Genomic DNA, 16,803 nt, shown 5'->3' on the forward strand with positions numbered 1-16,803 from the left:
CGCTAAACAGAGAGTCTTCGTCAGGTGTGAGAAGATTAGCCGGTCGCTTTGAATATGGTCTTTGAATGATAACAATCAAGGGAGTTTTTTCTGAAATTGTTAGGGGTAAGCCCCATACAGCTTTCCAGTATATTTAGGTGTACTGATGGAGTTGGTATTTGTGAGAATACCATAAATTCAAGGTGGTAGCACGTTTTAACGTCCTTGCAAGGCAGCAGCTTTGCAAGTTTTTTATTTGGATGATGTCAAAGGAGGATTTTATGAACGATACATTTTCAACATTAATTATTGTAGCAGCTGCGCTTCTTTTATTAGCGGTCTTAGCTTTTGTCCATAGAAAAAGAGTGGGCTTTACGAGTTTAGTCTTGCTGTCGCTGGTTTTGGGAGCGGCTTTTGGCTTCGTTCTCCAGCTGGTTCTGGGGGCAAAAAGTCAGATTTTAGCCCAAGCTCTTGATTGGATCGGAATTGTTGGAAACGGCTATGTGTCGCTTCTTAAAATGCTGGTAGTGCCGCTGATTTTTCTATCCTTGGTTGGTGCCTTTACACAGCTGGAAGTAAAACAAAATCTTAAGAAAATTACAGGGATTACTCTGAGCATTTTGCTGGGAACGACAGCTATTGCCTCTTTGATAGGTTTTTTCACGACTGTCTTATTTAAGCTGCAGGGAGCTAATTTTACCGGAGGAGCAGGCAAAGAAGCTCTGGCCAGCATTCAGGAACACCAAGGTGAAATCGAAGGTCTTACGCTGCCTCAGCAGATTGTCAGTTTTCTGCCCAGCAATATTTTTGCCGATTTTTCCGGCAGCCGGGCGACAAGCACGATAGCAGTTGTTATTTTTGCACTTTTAGTCGGTTTTGCTTATTTGTCTGTTCAAAAAAGTGACCCTGAATATGCAGCCGTTTTTGCCAAGGGAATAAAGGCACTGCAGCTGATTATCAACCGGCTTGTTAAATTGGTTTTAGCACTGACGCCTTATGGCACTTTCGCTCTGATTACCAATACCATTGCGGTAAATTCTCTGGCAAGTATCGGCCGTCTAGGACTTTTCATCGCAGCTGTCTATACCGCTTTGATTCTCGTTTTGCTGGTCCATACGCTGATACTGCTCATCAATCGTATCAACCCTTTTCTATATTATAAAAAGGCACTGCCGGCATTGCTTTTTGCCTTCAGTTCACGTACGAGTGCAGGGACTCTGCCCTTAAATGTCAAAATTCAAACAGAATCTCTGGGTGTCAGCCCGACCGTTGCTAACTTTGCTGCCAGCTTTGGTCTGACGATTGGGCAAAATGGCTGTGCCGGGGTTTACCCGACCATTGTTGCCACTATTATTGCACCGACGGTTGGTATTAATATTTTTTCATGGCAGTTTGTCCTGATGCTTGTTTTGATTGATGTCATTGCTTCTTTCGGTGTTGCCGGTGTTGGCGGCGGAGCTTTATTCACTACCTTGATCGTCTTGGGAGCGCTCAATCTTCCTGTAACAACTCTGGGCGTTTTGATTGCAATCGATCCGATTGTGGATATGGGGCGGACCTTAGTCAATGTTAATGACAGTATTTTAGCAGGACTCATTACGGCCAAAGAGACCAATCAGCTGGATGACAGTATTTTAAATGATGCAGCAGCTGTTCATTCTATATAAGGGCTAAAAATCGCATTTAGCCAGCAGTTGTTGCGCTATTATATGCTGATCGCTGTATTATAAAGGAGGACATGTTATGTCAAATATATCAGCTGCCTATCAAACCCTAAAATCAGCTAAATGGGTGGATCTGACTCATCGAATCAACGACCAAAGTCCGCATTTTCCGCTTTTGCCTGCTTTGGAAAAGAAAGATGTTTTTACTTTAAAAGATGGTTTTCATGTGCAGCAGTTTTCTGTTGTCGGTCAGTACGGCACTCACATTGATGCCCCTATTCACTTTGTAGAAGGCGGCCGCTGGCTGGATGAGATCGATTTGAAAGATTTGCTTTTGCCCTTGATTGTGATTGATAAATCGCAAGAGGTAGCAGAAAATCCCGACTATGAGCTCACAAAAGCAGATATTCTGGCTTTTGAAAGAGAGCATGGCAGCATTCCTGCCGGCAGTTTTGTAGCCTTTCGCAGCGATTGGTCAAAGCGCTGGCCGGATCAAAAAGCCATCCAAAATTTAGATAATCAGGGAGTGCAGCACACACCCGGCTGGTCGCATGGAGCTTTGGCATTTCTAATTCATGAGCGAAACATTTCAGCTCTGGGTCATGAAACTTTGGATACGGACAGCCCAAAACGGCCGTTTAGCCGAGGAATATTATGTGCTGGAGCAGGATATCTATCAGCTTGAGGTATTGGCAAATCTTGACCAAGTACCCGCAACAGGAAGTCTGATAGCCATCGCTTACCCGCATTGGGAAAAAGCCACGGGTTCACCGGTCAGGGCAGTAGCTATAGTGTCGGGGTAAAGAGAAACTTTTATAGGTTACAAACAGCTTTTCGAAGAACAATTTATTTTATTAGACCGGCTTTAACAGTCTTTTAAAGAGCAAGACTTCATTGGATTTCCAAAAAACTAATGAGGTTTTGCTCTTTTTTGCTGTAATTTTATTAGATAATTCAAATAAATGTCTGTTGCTATGGACAATAATTAGTAAAATACTGGTAAGAAATATTGCTATCATAAGGATGTAAAGGAGGAAGCTTAGATGAGCCTGAAAGGCAAAAGTGAGGAACTCATATATCTCCTGCTAACTCAAAGGGATTTTATCACGTCTGATGTTTTGGCGCAAAAATTAAACACGTCAGCTAAAACGATTTACAGATGGGTCAAAAGTATCAATGAAGATTTGCCGGACGGTCCCTTGATTATCTCTGAAAAAGGAAGGGGGTACAAGCTGGACTATGATCGCTATTTGCTGCTGTATGAAAATAAGCCGCATGCCGATTATTCCCCCCAGCAAAGAAGAAGTAAGTTAAAGCAATTATTGCTCCTGCAGGCACCAAAACCCGTCAGTGTATTTGATGTTATGGAGGAGTTCTTTTTAGGGGAATCCGTTTTGATTGCCGATGAGAAAATTATCGCTCAGGATATTAAAAAGTTTGATCTGAAATTGCTGCGTAAAAAACGAACGCTGGCTATTGAAGGGCAAGAAGAAAATATCCGCCGCGCTATACTGGCCGGGATTCAGCATGATCAGATTCTTGATTTTGTTGACTTAAAGGAACACTCCGATCTGGATATTGATGAAAAAGATGCAGCATTTATTCTTTATCAATTAGAAACAATTGAGAGACACCTTTCTGGGAAAATTCCTTATCCTTATAATATCAACATTTTTTTGCACTTGTATATTTTGATGGAGCGTATCAGAGCCCATCAAACTTATGCCTATGACACAGAAAAAAAGGGACTGAGGGATGCCTCTGACATTTTGCTGGACATATCTCAGGAAGTTATCAAACATCTGGAAAGTTATTTGCAGCTGCCGATTCCAAGAGTTGAAGTCTACTATCTTTATCAGTATTTATCAGCTTCAAGGTTGGAAAAAGTCAGTTCTGAAAGTATTTCCTTTTCAGAAGAAGTAGTGGGAATTACGCGGACTTACTTGAAATTAATGCGTCAAAAATGGGACTTTGATATCACCAATCAGGATATTTTCTTTGATCTGGCTAATCATATCAAGCCTATGCTCAAACGTTTGGAGCAAAAGATTATGGTTCAAAATGGTCTGCTCAGTCAGATTAAACTGGTTTATCCCGATCTTTTTAACAAGGTCTGTCAGACGTCAGAAGAAATCAGCCGGATTTATCATCTGGCACCCATTTCGGCAGATGAAAATGGTTTTATAACGCTGTACTTTGCCAAATTGCTGGAGACCAGCGGCCGTAAACTGCGAACCTTGATTGTCTGCACAACTGGTATTGGTATTTCAGAATTGCTGCGGGCTAAAATTGCCAATAATTTTTCAGAATTGGAAATTGTTGATGTTATCGCTTCGCGTGAGGTTGAACACCTGGAAGAAATCTATCCTGCGATTGATTTGCTAATCTCAACCATTCCCCTTAAGCAATCGCCGTCTTACCACTTTTTATTAGTAACGGGGATGTTTACAGCAGAAGATCAGGAACGCCTGCGGCAAAAGATTGGAGAAATCAAAAGTGAGCGCTGAATTAGTTAAAAAAGTGTTTGTCGGAAAATCTTTTCAAAAAGCGGATGATGTCTATCACTTTTTAGCTGAACAGATTGATGCTTCTATCAGTCAGCAATTGAAGCAGAAACTGTTTTTCCGCGAAAAGCTGGCTAACATTCAGATTGACAAGCAGACAGTCCTGCCGCATCTTGAATCAAGCGAGCTTAGACAAAGCCAGATTCTGATTCTGCGCTTGGCTGAGCCTATTGAGGACTGGAGTGAGACCATCAAGGACATCAAGCTAGTGATCTGTTTGGCTTTGAAAACGAATGACGAAAGGGCTGTTAAAGAGCAAATCAGAAGCTTTATGACAAAGCTGGCAAATGATGCTTACGTTGAAAGGTTATTAAAAGACAGCAAAACAACTATCGAAAAGAATTTATAAACAGGAGGAAGACTATGAAAATCGTTGGAGTAGCAGCATGTACTGTTGGGATTGCCCATACTTACATTGCTCAGGAAAAATTAGAAGCGGCAGCTAAAAAAGTGGGACATACGGTCAAAATCGAAACGCAAGGCACCATCGGTATTGAAAATGAACTGAGTCCCCAAGAGATTGCAGAAGCCGATATTGTGATTCTAGCCATTGATGTCAAAATTTCCGGAGAAGAGCGCTTTGCCGGCAAGAAAACAGTCAAGGTACCGACAGAAGTTGCCATCAAATCGCCCAATAAGCTGATTGCAAAACTGGCAGAAGTCGCCGCTCAACAATAGGAAGGACAAGCAATGGAAGCAAAGGATGCTATTGATGTCAAATTGATTGACACTCATTTATCGGTAAAAACCAAAGAAGAAGCTCTTCGGGCTTTGTCCGGTCTAATGCTTCAGGAAAACAAGATTTCTGATCAGGAAGCCTTTATCAAGGATGTTTATGAACGTGAAGCCCAAGGGCAGACAGGAATCGGTAATTTCGTGGCCATTCCGCACGGCAAAAGTCAGTTTGTCACAGTTCCCGCGGTAGCTATTGGTATTAATGACCAAGAAATTCCCTGGGAGAGTCTTGACGGCAAAGGCGTGCGCGCAGTGATTCTTTTTGCGGTGGGTTCGGATGCTAAGGCAGCGAGGGAACATTTAAAGCTGCTCGCTCTTTTTGCTAAAAAATTAGGCAACGATCAGGTCGTAGCAAGGCTCTTACAGGCTGAAAGCCCAGAAGATGTTTTGGCTGCATTTTCATCATAGGAGGAGAGAAATGAAAGATTTATTGAAAAAAGCTAATTTGAAAGGCCATTTGCTGACAGCTATTTCCTATTTAATCCCCATCGTTTGCGGGGCTGGCTTTTTAGTTGCCATTGGGATGGCTATGGGCGGTCAGTCTCAGGATGCGCTCATCATCGGGAAATTTTCATTTTGGGATGCTATGGCAACCATGGGTGGCAAGGCTTTAGGTCTCTTACCTGTTGTTATTGCGACTGGGATTGCCTTCTCTGTTGCCGGAAAACCGGGAATTGCACCGGGCTTTGTTGTCGGTTTAATTGCCAACAGTATCAGTGCCGGCTTCATCGGCGGTATTTTGGGCGGTTATATTGCTGGCTTTCTGGCTCTTTATCTATTAAAAAATCTAAAAGTCCCCAACTGGGCAAAGGGCTTGATGCCTACCTTGATTGTGCCTTTTGTGACAGCCTTTGTCAGCAGTCTGATTATGATTTACCTGATTGGCGGTCCAATCAGTGCCTTTACCAGCTGGCTGACAACCTTCTTAAAAGGGCTCAGTTCATCATCCCGTATTGTCTTTGGCGGTGTTGTCGGAGTGCTCAGTGGTGTTGATTTTGGCGGTCCGCTCAATAAAACAGTTTACGCCTTTGTCCTAACCCTTCAGGCAGAAGGCGTCAAAGAACCTCTGACGGCCCTGCAGCTAGTCAATACGGCTACCCCTGTTGGCTTTGGTCTGGCTTATTTTATTGCCAAGCTGATGAGAAAAAACATCTACAGCAAGGATGAAATTGAAACGCTGAAATCAGCTGTTCCCATGGGTATTGTCAATATTGTTGAAGGAGTCATTCCCATTGTCATGAACAATCTGATACCGGGCTTGATTGCAACCGCCATAGGAGGTGCAGCAGGCGGTGCTGTATCTATGACGATGGGAGCTGATTCAGCGGTGCCTTTTGGCGGGATTCTGATGATTCCGACCATGACACGGCCGCTGGCCGGGATTTGCGGATTGCTGATCAATATTTTGGTAACAGGCTTAGTTTATGCCGTGATCAAAAAGCCTGTTTCCAAGGAAGCAACAGCGGAAGTCAATCCAGAGGATGAAGCAGATATCAGTCTTGATGACTTTGAAATTCTATGAGAAAGCGAGGAAGTAGAGATGTCAGCAGTTGAAATATCACCTTCTTTGATGTGTATGAATCTGGATAAATTTAAAGAAGAAATTACGTTTCTTAACCAGCATGCCAGTTCTTATCATATTGATATTATGGACGGACATTTTGTTCCCAATATTACACTGTCGCCGTGGTTTATCGGTGAAGTCAGAAAGCTCTCCAGCCTGCCCTTGTCAATTCACCTGATGGTTAGCGATCAGGCCTTCTGGGTGTCTGAAATGATCAAGATGAACTGTGAGTGGATTTGCATGCATGCCGAAGTTATTAACGGCTTAGCTTTTCGCTTGATTGATCAAATCCATGCTGCCGGTTTAAAGGCGGGAGTTGTTCTTAATCCCGAAACCCCCGTAAGTGCTGTTTTGCCTTATATTGATTTACTGGATAAAATCACTGTTATGACAGTTGATCCGGGATTTGCAGGGCAGCGTTTTTTAGAATCAACTTTAGAGAAGATTGTTGATTTAAGGCATCTAAGAGATGAGAATTCTTACCATTACTTAATAGAAATGGACGGTTCATCCAGCCGCAAAACGTTTAAGCGTATTGATGAGGCAGGGCCGGATATCTACATTGTGGGTCGGAGCGGGCTGTTCTCCCTGACTGATGATATTGCGCAGTCATGGGCAATCATGGAACAAGACTATGCGGATATGACCGGAAAAACATTGTAAATAAGGGGCTTACAGTCTATCCATTTCTTATAAAATCTTAAAAGTTGCAGGAACTTCCTGCAGCTTTTTGTTATTTACAGGGCAGTAAGGGATTGTTTATAATGAATTTATCACAAGGGCAGCTGCTATAGTGAGTGTTGACTGGTTTGACAGAATACCGGCTTGTTTGGCTTGCGACTGTTTTTCTGCAGAGAATGTTTACAGTTTAAGCTGCCTCAATCCATTCTAACTAATAGGTGTAGATGTGTCAGGAGGTGATTTAGAAATGCTCAGCAAAAGACAGTTAAAATTGCTGGACCTGCTTGAGCAGGAGCCGTCGTTTCAGACGGCTGCCCATTTAGCTGCAAAATTGGGAATTTCTGAGCGAACGGTGTACACAGAAATGAAAGCGCTTCAAAATTCTGGCTTGAACATTGTCAGGAAGCGCGGTGTGGGCATTGCTGTTGATAAAAAATTGGGCAGCGAAAACCCGGCAGAAGACGAGGATCAAAGCCTGAAAAGAAGAGTTGCCATCATGATTCGGCTGATTTTCAAAGGTCAAACAGTAACCTTTAATGCCCTGTCTGAGGAATACTTTGTCAGCAAAACATCTATCAAACAGGATTTCACGTTTATCGAAAAGACTTTGGGCAAGGGTAATGACTTCCATCTGCTTAGCAATCATAAGGGCACCAGAGCTGTTTGGAAGGACTCTGAAGAAAAGCTCAATGCTCTGCTTAATTTTAATCAGCTCCTGATCGAGCATGCCCAGTCTCTAAGCCCGTTACCGTTAGAAGATGATATCGATATTCTGTTGACTTCTTATCCTCACGAAGCTGTAGGGGTCTGTACAAATATCCTGTACAGCTATATCAAGGAGAACATCAACACCATCTCTGAGCTTTACATTCAAAGTTTTCTCAGTGTTCTCATTGCCCTAGTTTATCAGCTTTTGCAGGGAGAGCACTTGTCTGTAAAAGAGGGGCTTTTGAATCAAAAAACACATGCCTTTTATATTGACAGTGCGGTCAAGATTTTGCATAAAGCATCTGTGCGCTTGGGCTTCGCCTACACAAACGGTGATATCGAATATTTATCCTACATGCTCCTTAATTACCGCTTTGAGCCGATTCCGGCAGCTTACGTCGATGATGGTTTGGTTGAGCATTTGATCGAAGAGGTGTCACAGGCTTTAACGATTGATTTTTCAAGTGATGAGCATTTGCTGGAGCAGTTAAAAATTCACATTCCCGCTATGCTCCAGCGCCTGCAGTCGCATACCTTTGTCAAAAACCCTTTTACAGAGCAGATAAAACTGGAATACTCAGTGGTCTTTAATATTTTATGGCTGCTGATGACGGATTTTAGTGATGAATTGGGGCTTGACATCAATGAGGATGAGATTGCTTTTTTGACGATTTACTTCCAGCTGGCGATTGAAAAAGCCGGTATCAGCCGAAAAATTTTAGTGATCTGTCCGACAGGTATTGTGACCTCAGAATTGTTAATCAATCGCATCAAAAATGCCCTGCCTTCGCTGGATACGCTGGAAGTTGCTTCGGTGCCGGAAGCAGCAGAGCTTGATCTAAACCAGTATGATTTTGTTTTGACCACGGTCAAGCTAAAGCAGCAAGAAAGCAATTGTTACTATGTTTCACCTTTTATCAGCAATAGAGAGCTTATCAGTATTTTCAGTGAAAAAACAAAACAAAATAAGGTTTTATCCAAATCACCGGAAATTCTGAAGCACTACATTTTGCCGCATTTGGTTTTCACTGATAAAAAATATGCTTCCAAAAAAGACGTTATCTTAAGTGTTGGCGAGCATTTGGAGGAAGAAAAGCTGGTAACCGGAGATTTTAAATACGACGTTTTGAAGCGTGAAGAGCTGGGGGGAACTGACTTGCCCTTAGGTGTTGCCGTTCCTCATGGCAAGCCGGTGCATGTTTTGAAAACCTTTGTTGCGCTTATTACCAGCTGTAAAAAATATAAGTGGAATACTTACTATGTTGATACTGTTTTTATGATAGGAATTGCTCAGAAAGATTTAAAACAAGCCAGAGCCATTATTGCCAGCATTTATCAGATTATTAATGATGAAGCAAAATTGAAGACACTCAGACAGGAAAAAGACGTTAAGGAGGTTTTAAAGATCGTTTATGGAAAAGACTGATATTATCCGGCAAGAATTAATTTTCCTTGATCATGAAAGCAAAAGCAAGGATCAGATTATTAAATGGATTGCCAAGGCAGCCGAGGCTATTGACTATGTCAGCGATGCAGACTTGTTTTTTCAGGCAGTCTTAAAAAGAGAAGCCGAAGTCCCGACAGCTATCGGCTATGGCATTGCTATCCCGCACGGGAAAACAGATGTCGTCAAGAAGCCTTTCATTGCTTTCTTGCGGACCAAAGAAAAATTTAGATGGACTCAGGAAGACAAGGAAGATGTCCAGCTGATTTTTCTGATTGGGGTTCCGGAAACAGGAACCGAAAAACTGCATTTAAAGTTTATTTCACAGGTCAGCAAAAGATTATTGGATGAACAATTTCGAGAGGAACTGTTGCAGCAAGGCAAAGACAAGGTTTTTCAGCTATTAAATGCGATTGATGTATAAGGAGGTTCAAAATGAAAATAGTTGCCGTAACAGCCTGCCCGACAGGCATTGCCCATACTTACATGGCTCAGGAGGCGCTTGAAAAAGAGTGTGAAAAACGCGGTTATGACTACCAAGTGGAAACTCAGGGCGGTATGGGAATTGAGAATGAATTGGAACAAGAAACTGTAGATGAAGCAGATCTTGTGATTTTGGCTATCGCCGTTGAAATTGAAGGACAGGATCGTTTTGATGATAAGCGAGCTCAAGGTAAAGTTCTGAGCGTTGACCCGGGAGAGGCTATCAAAGATCCGTCTAAGGTTTTAGATCAGGCAGAAGCACTATAAAATAAGAGGGTGAAATAATGAATAAAAAAATATGGAAAGACTTGCAAAAAGCTTTCAACACCGGGGTTTCTTACATGCTGCCTTCGGTTGTTGTCGGCGGTGTTTTTCTGGCAATCGCTCTGTCCACCGGAAAGCCAACCGACAAGGGGATGGAAATCACCAATCAATTTATGAAAAATTTAAATGATCTGGGAGCAGCCGGCTTTGCCATGATGATTCCGCTTTTGTCGGGCTATATCGCTTATTCCATTTCCGGAAAACCGGCCCTGGCTCCGGCTATGATCCTAGGCTATATTGCCAATAATCCGATCGGTGCAGATCAAGTCAAAACAGGTTTTTTAGGAGCTATGCTCTTGGGTGTGCTGACAGGTTATTTTGTCAAATGGACTAAGACTTGGAAGACACCGCAGCTGGTCAGAACTTTGATGCCTATTTTGATTGTTCCCATCATAACGACCTTTGTTTTAGGAATGGTATATATCTATATTATTGCTGTACCAATTGGTGTTGTCATGGATTGGCTGGTGAAAACGCTGGGCGAAATGCAGGGAGGCAGTGCCATTGTTTTGGGCTTGATTATCGGGGCCATGACAGCTGTTGATATGGGCGGCCCCATCAACAAGACGGCAACGGCCTTTACGCTTGCTTTGATGGCAGAAGGCATCTATTCGCCTAACGGTGCTCACCGGATTGCGGTAGCTATTCCGCCCTTGGCTGTAGCCATTTCCACCTTTATTGACCGCAAGAAGTACAGCAAAGAAGACCGTGATTTGGGACTGTCTGCCTTCTTTATGGGCTTGATCGGCATTACAGAAGGTGCCATTCCTTTTGCGGTAAAGGATATGAAACGTGTTCTGCCCGCGATTATTATCGGCAGCGCTGTCGGCGGTGCTCTCGGGATGGTAAATAATGTTGAGGCCTTGGTACCTCACGGCGGTCTCATCATTTTGCCTGTTGTTAACGGAAAACTCTGGTATGTTATTGCTATGCTGATTGGTACTTTGATTTCAGTTGCTATCCTGCATTTTACCAAACCGGATATTGAAGAATGAAAAACTATGAATTGAACACGGGCTAAAATCCTAGTAAAAAAGATAAACGTCCTTGTGTCTTAGCGACACGGCGTCCATTTCCTATTTTTATACGGATTTCTTAACGCCCTTTGTATCTTATGTAATTGAACACGAGCTAAAATCCTAGTAAAAAAGATAACCGTCCTTGTGTCTTAGCGACACGGCGCCCGTTTCCTATTTTTATACGGATTTCTTTACGCCCTTAGTATCTTAAATAAAGGAGAAACATTATGACAAAACTTTCAATTAAAGAGACCGTTCAAGGGCTCTTGGAACTGCAAAAAACCGGCGAAAGCGCCACTCTTTTGGGAATCGGTCCCATGTCTAAAAACTGTGTGCAGGCGGCTTTGGAACTCTCGCAGGAAGATGACTATCCGGTCATGTTTATTGCCAGCCGCAATCAGGTTGATTTGGATGAGCTTGGTGGAGGCTATGTTAACGGCTGGAATCAATTCACCTTTGCTCAGGCGGTCAAAGAAGTCGCAGAAGATATTCATTATGACAATCTTTATTACCTTTGCCGCGACCATGGCGGTCCCTGGCAGCGTGATAAGGAGCGCAACAGCCACTTGCCGACAGATGAGGCCATGAAACTGGGAGAGCAGTCTTATGTAGGAGATATTGAAGCAGGTTTTGATTTGCTTATGATTGATCCGACCAAGGATCCTTTTGAAATCGGCAAGGTCATTCCGCTTGAAACCGTTTTGGAGCGTACAGTTGCCCTGATTGAATTCTGTGAAAATGAGCGTAAAAAGCGCCAACTGCCGGAAATCGGCTATGAAGTCGGCACGGAAGAAACTAATGGCGGTTTAACCTCAACTGAGACCTATGAAACCTTTATCAAACAGCTGCAGGCAGAATTAGGCAAGCGTGGCCTGCCCATGCCAACCTTTATCGTCGGCCAGACAGGAACCCTGACACGCAAGACAGAGCAAGTCGGACACTTTAATTTTAAAAATGCTTATGATTTGGCTCAGATGGCGAAAAAATACGGCGTCGGTCTCAAAGAGCACAACGGTGACTACCTAGATGATGTTACGCTTTTAGAACACTTGCCTTCAACCATTACAGCGACCAATGTCGCACCGCAATACGGTACGGAAGAAACAAGGGCTTATCTCAATCTGGCTCAAGTTGAAGCCAAATTAGTTGAATACGGCTTGGTTAAAGAAGCTTCTAAAATTCGCGAAACCCTGCTGGTAAAAGCGATTGAAAGCCAGCGTTGGAGAAAGTGGATGGTGGGCGATCAGGTCAACTTGACAGTTGAAGAAATCAAAGCAGATCTAGCCCTGTCGGAAGAAATTTTGGACATTGCCGGTCACTATACCTTTAATGATCCGGCTGTCAAAGCGGAAATTGAAAAGCTCTATGCCAACTTAGCAGCTCACCATATTGACGGCAAGCGCTATGTCATTGACCATATCAAACGGCCTATCAGAGACTATGCAGAGTGCTATAATTTGAAAGGTGTTACCAGCCGTATAAAAAATCTGAAAAGTTAAAGGGCAGCAAAGCTTGCTTCATTTCACAGATCATATAACGATCAGCCTATCAGAAACTTTTGATGACGTTTTTGATAGGTTTTTTGGTTTGAAACGCTATTTCAGAAAAATTTCAAAAAAGAGCTTACGTGCCTGTATAAATTATGATATGCTAGTTTTCAGAACAAAAAAGGAGGCGAGTAATGCCAAGAAATTTTAAAGAAGCCATGCTTTTTACAACCATGATGTGCGGATTAATGGTGCTGGGAATGAGTGCCTATAATTTGACAGTGGTCGGCCATTTCAGCTGGAAAGCCCTAGCCTTGGGCTATATTCCCGGATTTGTCCTTGCTTTTCTAGCTGATACTTTACTAGTGGGTCCGCTGGCCAAAAAGATTGCCTTTCGTTTTTTGAAAGACCATCATAAACGCTGGCAAAAAATTCTGACCATCTCCGGTCTGATGATTCTTGGAATGGTTTCTATCATGTCCTTATATGGTTTGCTGATCAATCGGGTTGCCTTGACGCTGCCGGTTTATCTGGGGGCATGGCTGACAAACTTTGTGATGGCAGTTCCCTTGAACTTTTTAATTGTGGGACCTATATCGCGCTTTATCTTGGGCCATCTGCAAAAACCCTTCCCTAATGAAGACAAAGTGGAAGACTTTGACGATGATGATGAAATACCGACGATTATTTAAAAAGACATTAACTATAATTGAAACAGGACTTATCACAATGTTCCTGTTTTTTCTTTTAGCTTTTCTAGGGGCTTAACAGCTTCATGCTAATGAGTTTTAAACTTTTAAACAGTGAGAATTATGTTACAATAGAGCTATGACAAACAAGAAAAAATTACTGTTAATTGACGGCTCTTCTGTCGCTTACCGTGCTTTTTTTGCACTCTACAATCAAATTGACCGTTTTAAAAATCCTGCCGGTCTTCACACCAATGCGATCTATGGTTTTCACCTGATGCTGGATCATATGATCAAGCGGGTAGAGCCCACGCACATTTTGGTCGCCTTTGATGCGGGTAAGACTACTTTTAGGACAGAAATGTTTACGGATTATAAAGCTGGACGTGATAAAACACCGGCAGAGTTTCGCGAACAGCTCCCCTATATTCGTGAAATGCTGACAGCGCTCGGTGTGCCTTTTTATGATCTGGAAAATTATGAAGCCGATGATATTATCGGAACCTTGGATAAACTGGCAGAAAATGAAGATGAGTATGACGTAACGATTGTCAGCGGGGACAGAGACCTGATTCAGCTGACTGACAGCAACACGACCGTTGAGATTTCTAAGAGAGGTGTCGCAGAGTTCGAGGAGTTTACGCCGGCTTACCTCAAGAAAAAAATGGGACTGACACCCAAGCAGTTTATTGATCTGAAGGCACTCATGGGAGACAAGTCGGATAATATTCCGGGGGTCACCAAGATTGGCGAAAAAACAGGGTTGAAATTGCTGCATGAACACGGCAGTCTGGAGGCCATCTATGAAAACTTAGACAGCTTTAAAGCTTCTAAGATGAAAGAAAATCTGGTCAATGATAAAGAGCAGGCCTTCTTGTCGAAAACCTTAGCGACGATTGATGTTCAGGCACCTATCACCATTGGTTTAGAAGACATCGTCTATGCCGGTCCCAAATTTGACAGTCTGGCTAAATTTTATGATGAAATGGATTTCAGGCAGTTTCGTTCGCAGCTGGGCTCATCGCCTAAGGCTGAAAATTTTGAGGCTGATTATACCGAGGTCAGCCGGCTCAAACCGGACATGTTTGCAGACGATCAGTTCTTTTACTTTGAAATTTTAAACGACAACTATCACACAGAAGACATCATCGGTTTTGCCTGGGGCAACAAGCAGGCTATCTATGCCAGCAATGACATTAGTCTGCTTGGTGAAGAGTTGTTTAAAAAGGCTCTGTCAAGACCCATTAAGACCTATGATTTCAAGCGCAGCAAAGTTTTGCTCCATCATCTGGGGATTGATCTGCCGACAGCCAGCTTTGACAGCCGCTTGGCCAAGTATCTGCTGTCGACTGTTGAAAACAACAATACATCGACCATTGCCAGACTCTATACCGATTTGCCGCTTGCGACCGATGAGGAAATTTACGGGAAAGGTGCTAAACGGGCGGTTCCTGACAAAACTGCTCTGCTCAGCCATTTAGCCAAAAAGGTCAGTGTCCTGATTGCCAGTGAAGAGCCTATGCGCAGCAAACTCTCTGACAATGACCAGTTAAGTCTGCTCTTTGAAATGGAGCTGCCCTTAGCCAATGTCCTTGCTAAAATGGAAATCGCCGGTATCTCCATCAAGGAAGAAACGCTGAAAGATATGGAGCGAGCCAATGAGATTGAACTGGAAACTCTAACACAGGAAATCTATGCCTTGGCGGGGGAAGAGTTCAATATTAATTCGCCTAAACAGCTAGGGGCTATTCTCTTTGAAAAATTAGGCCTGCCCTTATCGGTCACCAAAAAGACAAAGACCGGCTATTCGACAGCTGTTGATGTTTTAGAACGCTTGGCTCATCGCTCACCCATCGTAGCTAAAATTTTGGAATACCGTCAGATTGCCAAACTTCAGTCGACCTATATTATCGGACTGCAAGAAGCGATTTCTTTTGATGGTAAGATTCATACCCGCTACCTGCAGGATCTGACACAGACCGGACGCCTGTCCAGTGTTGATCCCAACTTGCAAAATATTCCGGTTCGTCTGGAGCAGGGCCGCCTGATCCGCAAGGCTTTTGTTCCGGAATGGCCGGACAGTGTCTTGCTCAGTTCGGACTATTCACAGATTGAGCTGCGGGTGCTGGCTCACATTTCAGGAGATGAGCACTTAATCGCGGCCTTTAAAGAAGGGGCTGACATTCATACCTCAACAGCTATGCGTGTGTTTGGTATTGACAAGCCTGAAAATGTGACACCGAACGACCGCCGCAATGCAAAGGCTGTTAATTTCGGCGTGGTTTACGGTATTTCAGACTTCGGTCTGGCTAATAATTTAGGCATCAGCCGCAAGGCCGCCAAAAATTATATTGACACTTACTTTGAACGCTATCCGGGTATTAAAAACTACATGGACAGAGTTGTCAGAGAAGCGCGTGACAAAGGCTATGTGGAGACGCTCTTTCACAGACGGCGTGAGCTGCCGGATATCAACTCGCGCAATTTCAATATTCGCTCCTTTGCCGAGCGTACAGCCATCAATTCCCCTATTCAGGGAAGTGCAGCTGACATTCTCAAAGTAGCTATGATTAATCTGGACAAGGCGCTGACGCAGAGAAATTACCAAGCGCGCATGCTGCTGCAGGTGCATGATGAAATTGTCCTTGAAGTTCCCAATAAAGAGCTGGCAGCTGTTAAACAGCTGGTCAAGGAGACGATGGAGTCTGCTATTGAATTATCCGTACCGCTTGTGGCTGATGAAAATGCCGGTCAGACTTGGTATGAAGCTAAATAATGTACTGTCAAAATAAATGAAGGAGGTTATCCATGACCTATCAATTTCAAAATCCCAGTCAGGAAGTCATTTTTGATTATTTAAAAGAGGCTAAGACTATTGCAGTTGTTGGCCTGTCTGCCCGGGAAGAAACGGCCGCTTATGAGGTCTCTCAGGTGATGCAAAATGCCGGCTATAAGATTATTCCTGTTAATCCAAGAGCTGCGGGCAGCAAAATTTTAGGTGAAAAAGTCTATGCCCGCTTGCAGGATATTCCTGAGCCGGTTGATATTGTTGACGTTTTTCGCCGCAGCGAGTTTTTAGCTGATGTGGCCCGTGATTTTATCGAAACAGATGCCCGTGTTTTTTGGGCACAGCTGGGTCTGGAAAGTGAAGAAGCAGAAAAGATTCTGCGTGCGGCAGGACGCAATGATATTGTCATGAACCGCTGCATTAAGATTGAGTATCGAAAATTGGCTGTTCAATAAGCAAGAAATAATGTGAGCATGGGCAGATAACTGCCTTTTCCAAAGACTGCAAGATTTTAATGAATAGCACAAAGTCAGAAGGCCGGGACAGAAGTGTTCCGGCCGTTTGTTATACATCATTTACAGCTAGAAGCCTTCCATAAAAAATGAGTGGATTTCATCTTGTGACAAGCTCAGCTATTTTTGATAAAATTTATAAGGTTATATCCAAATAATTGG

15 protein-coding genes, 1 pseudogene and 1 other annotated feature (1 of these 17 only partly in view) are annotated in these 16,803 nt (G+C 43.2%); all 16 genes and pseudogenes read left to right on the forward strand.

Features of this window, described 5'->3' with window-relative positions; genetic code table 11:
- Positions 1-209 (forward strand) — a binding site (T-box leader); it begins 34 nt to the left of the window's first position.
- 51 nt (positions 210-260) lie between these two features.
- The 16 genes and pseudogenes from AC4HAN_RS05915 to AC4HAN_RS05990 all read left to right on the forward strand — a co-directional run bounded on the left by AC4HAN_RS05915 (position 261) and on the right by AC4HAN_RS05990 (position 16,584).
- A complete protein-coding gene (locus AC4HAN_RS05915) occupies positions 261-1,646 on the forward strand; it encodes a cation:dicarboxylate symporter family transporter (RefSeq protein ID WP_491091671.1) in 1,386 nt (461 codons plus the stop codon).
- A 76-nt stretch (positions 1,647-1,722) separates the two neighbouring features.
- Positions 1,723-2,446 (forward strand): annotated as a pseudogene (locus AC4HAN_RS05920) (cyclase family protein).
- A 240-nt stretch (positions 2,447-2,686) separates the two neighbouring features.
- Positions 2,687-4,150: a BglG family transcription antiterminator gene (locus AC4HAN_RS05925; protein ID WP_491091672.1), complete on the forward strand. Its 1,464-nt coding sequence runs from the start codon at positions 2,687-2,689 to the stop codon at positions 4,148-4,150.
- On the forward strand, positions 4,140-4,556 hold the full coding sequence (locus tag AC4HAN_RS05930; RefSeq protein ID WP_491091673.1) for a PTS sugar transporter subunit IIA: 417 nt from the start codon (positions 4,140-4,142) through the stop codon (positions 4,554-4,556). The genes AC4HAN_RS05925 and AC4HAN_RS05930 overlap by 11 nt, the downstream gene beginning before the upstream one ends.
- Positions 4,557-4,570: 14 nt before the next feature.
- Complete coding sequence (locus AC4HAN_RS05935) at positions 4,571-4,885, forward strand: PTS fructose transporter subunit IIB (RefSeq protein ID WP_491091674.1); 315 nt, start codon at positions 4,571-4,573, stop codon at positions 4,883-4,885.
- A 12-nt stretch (positions 4,886-4,897) separates the two neighbouring features.
- Positions 4,898-5,350 (forward strand): PTS sugar transporter subunit IIA, encoded by a 453-nt coding sequence (locus tag AC4HAN_RS05940; RefSeq protein ID WP_491091675.1) that lies wholly within the window; start codon positions 4,898-4,900, stop codon positions 5,348-5,350.
- A gap of 10 nt (positions 5,351-5,360) precedes the next feature.
- The gene (locus AC4HAN_RS05945; RefSeq protein ID WP_491091676.1) at positions 5,361-6,464 is read left to right on the forward strand and encodes a PTS fructose transporter subunit IIC; all 1,104 of its coding nucleotides are present in this window, start codon (positions 5,361-5,363) and stop codon (positions 6,462-6,464) included.
- Between the two features lie 18 nt (positions 6,465-6,482).
- Entirely contained in the window at positions 6,483-7,169 is a 687-nt protein-coding gene (gene alsE / locus AC4HAN_RS05950) for a D-allulose 6-phosphate 3-epimerase (RefSeq protein WP_491091677.1), read from the forward strand.
- Positions 7,170-7,434: 265 nt separating this feature from the next.
- Positions 7,435-9,321 (forward strand): BglG family transcription antiterminator, encoded by a 1,887-nt coding sequence (locus tag AC4HAN_RS05955; protein ID WP_491091678.1) that lies wholly within the window; start codon positions 7,435-7,437, stop codon positions 9,319-9,321.
- Positions 9,308-9,763: a PTS sugar transporter subunit IIA gene (locus AC4HAN_RS05960; RefSeq protein WP_491091679.1), complete on the forward strand. Its 456-nt coding sequence runs from the start codon at positions 9,308-9,310 to the stop codon at positions 9,761-9,763. The genes AC4HAN_RS05955 and AC4HAN_RS05960 overlap by 14 nt, the downstream gene beginning before the upstream one ends.
- Positions 9,764-9,774: 11 nt before the next feature.
- On the forward strand, positions 9,775-10,089 hold the full coding sequence (locus AC4HAN_RS05965; protein ID WP_491091680.1) for a PTS fructose transporter subunit IIB: 315 nt from the start codon (positions 9,775-9,777) through the stop codon (positions 10,087-10,089).
- Between the two features lie 17 nt (positions 10,090-10,106).
- Entirely contained in the window at positions 10,107-11,141 is a 1,035-nt protein-coding gene (locus tag AC4HAN_RS05970) for a PTS fructose transporter subunit IIC (RefSeq protein WP_491091681.1), read from the forward strand.
- Between the two features lie 251 nt (positions 11,142-11,392).
- The gene (locus AC4HAN_RS05975) at positions 11,393-12,664 is read left to right on the forward strand and encodes a class II D-tagatose-bisphosphate aldolase non-catalytic subunit (protein ID WP_491091682.1); all 1,272 of its coding nucleotides are present in this window, start codon (positions 11,393-11,395) and stop codon (positions 12,662-12,664) included.
- Positions 12,665-12,846: 182 nt separating this feature from the next.
- Positions 12,847-13,344: a DUF2798 domain-containing protein gene (locus tag AC4HAN_RS05980; protein ID WP_491091683.1), complete on the forward strand. Its 498-nt coding sequence runs from the start codon at positions 12,847-12,849 to the stop codon at positions 13,342-13,344.
- A gap of 136 nt (positions 13,345-13,480) precedes the next feature.
- Entirely contained in the window at positions 13,481-16,117 is a 2,637-nt protein-coding gene (polA, locus tag AC4HAN_RS05985; protein ID WP_491091684.1) for a DNA polymerase I, read from the forward strand.
- Between the two features lie 32 nt (positions 16,118-16,149).
- Positions 16,150-16,584 carry a CoA-binding protein gene (locus AC4HAN_RS05990; RefSeq protein ID WP_491091685.1) on the forward strand — a complete coding sequence of 145 codons (435 nt, stop codon included), beginning with the start codon at positions 16,150-16,152 and terminating at the stop codon, positions 16,582-16,584.
- Positions 16,585-16,803: the final 219 nt, after the last annotated feature.

Source organism: Streptococcus sp. ELY_86, assembly GCF_058314495.1.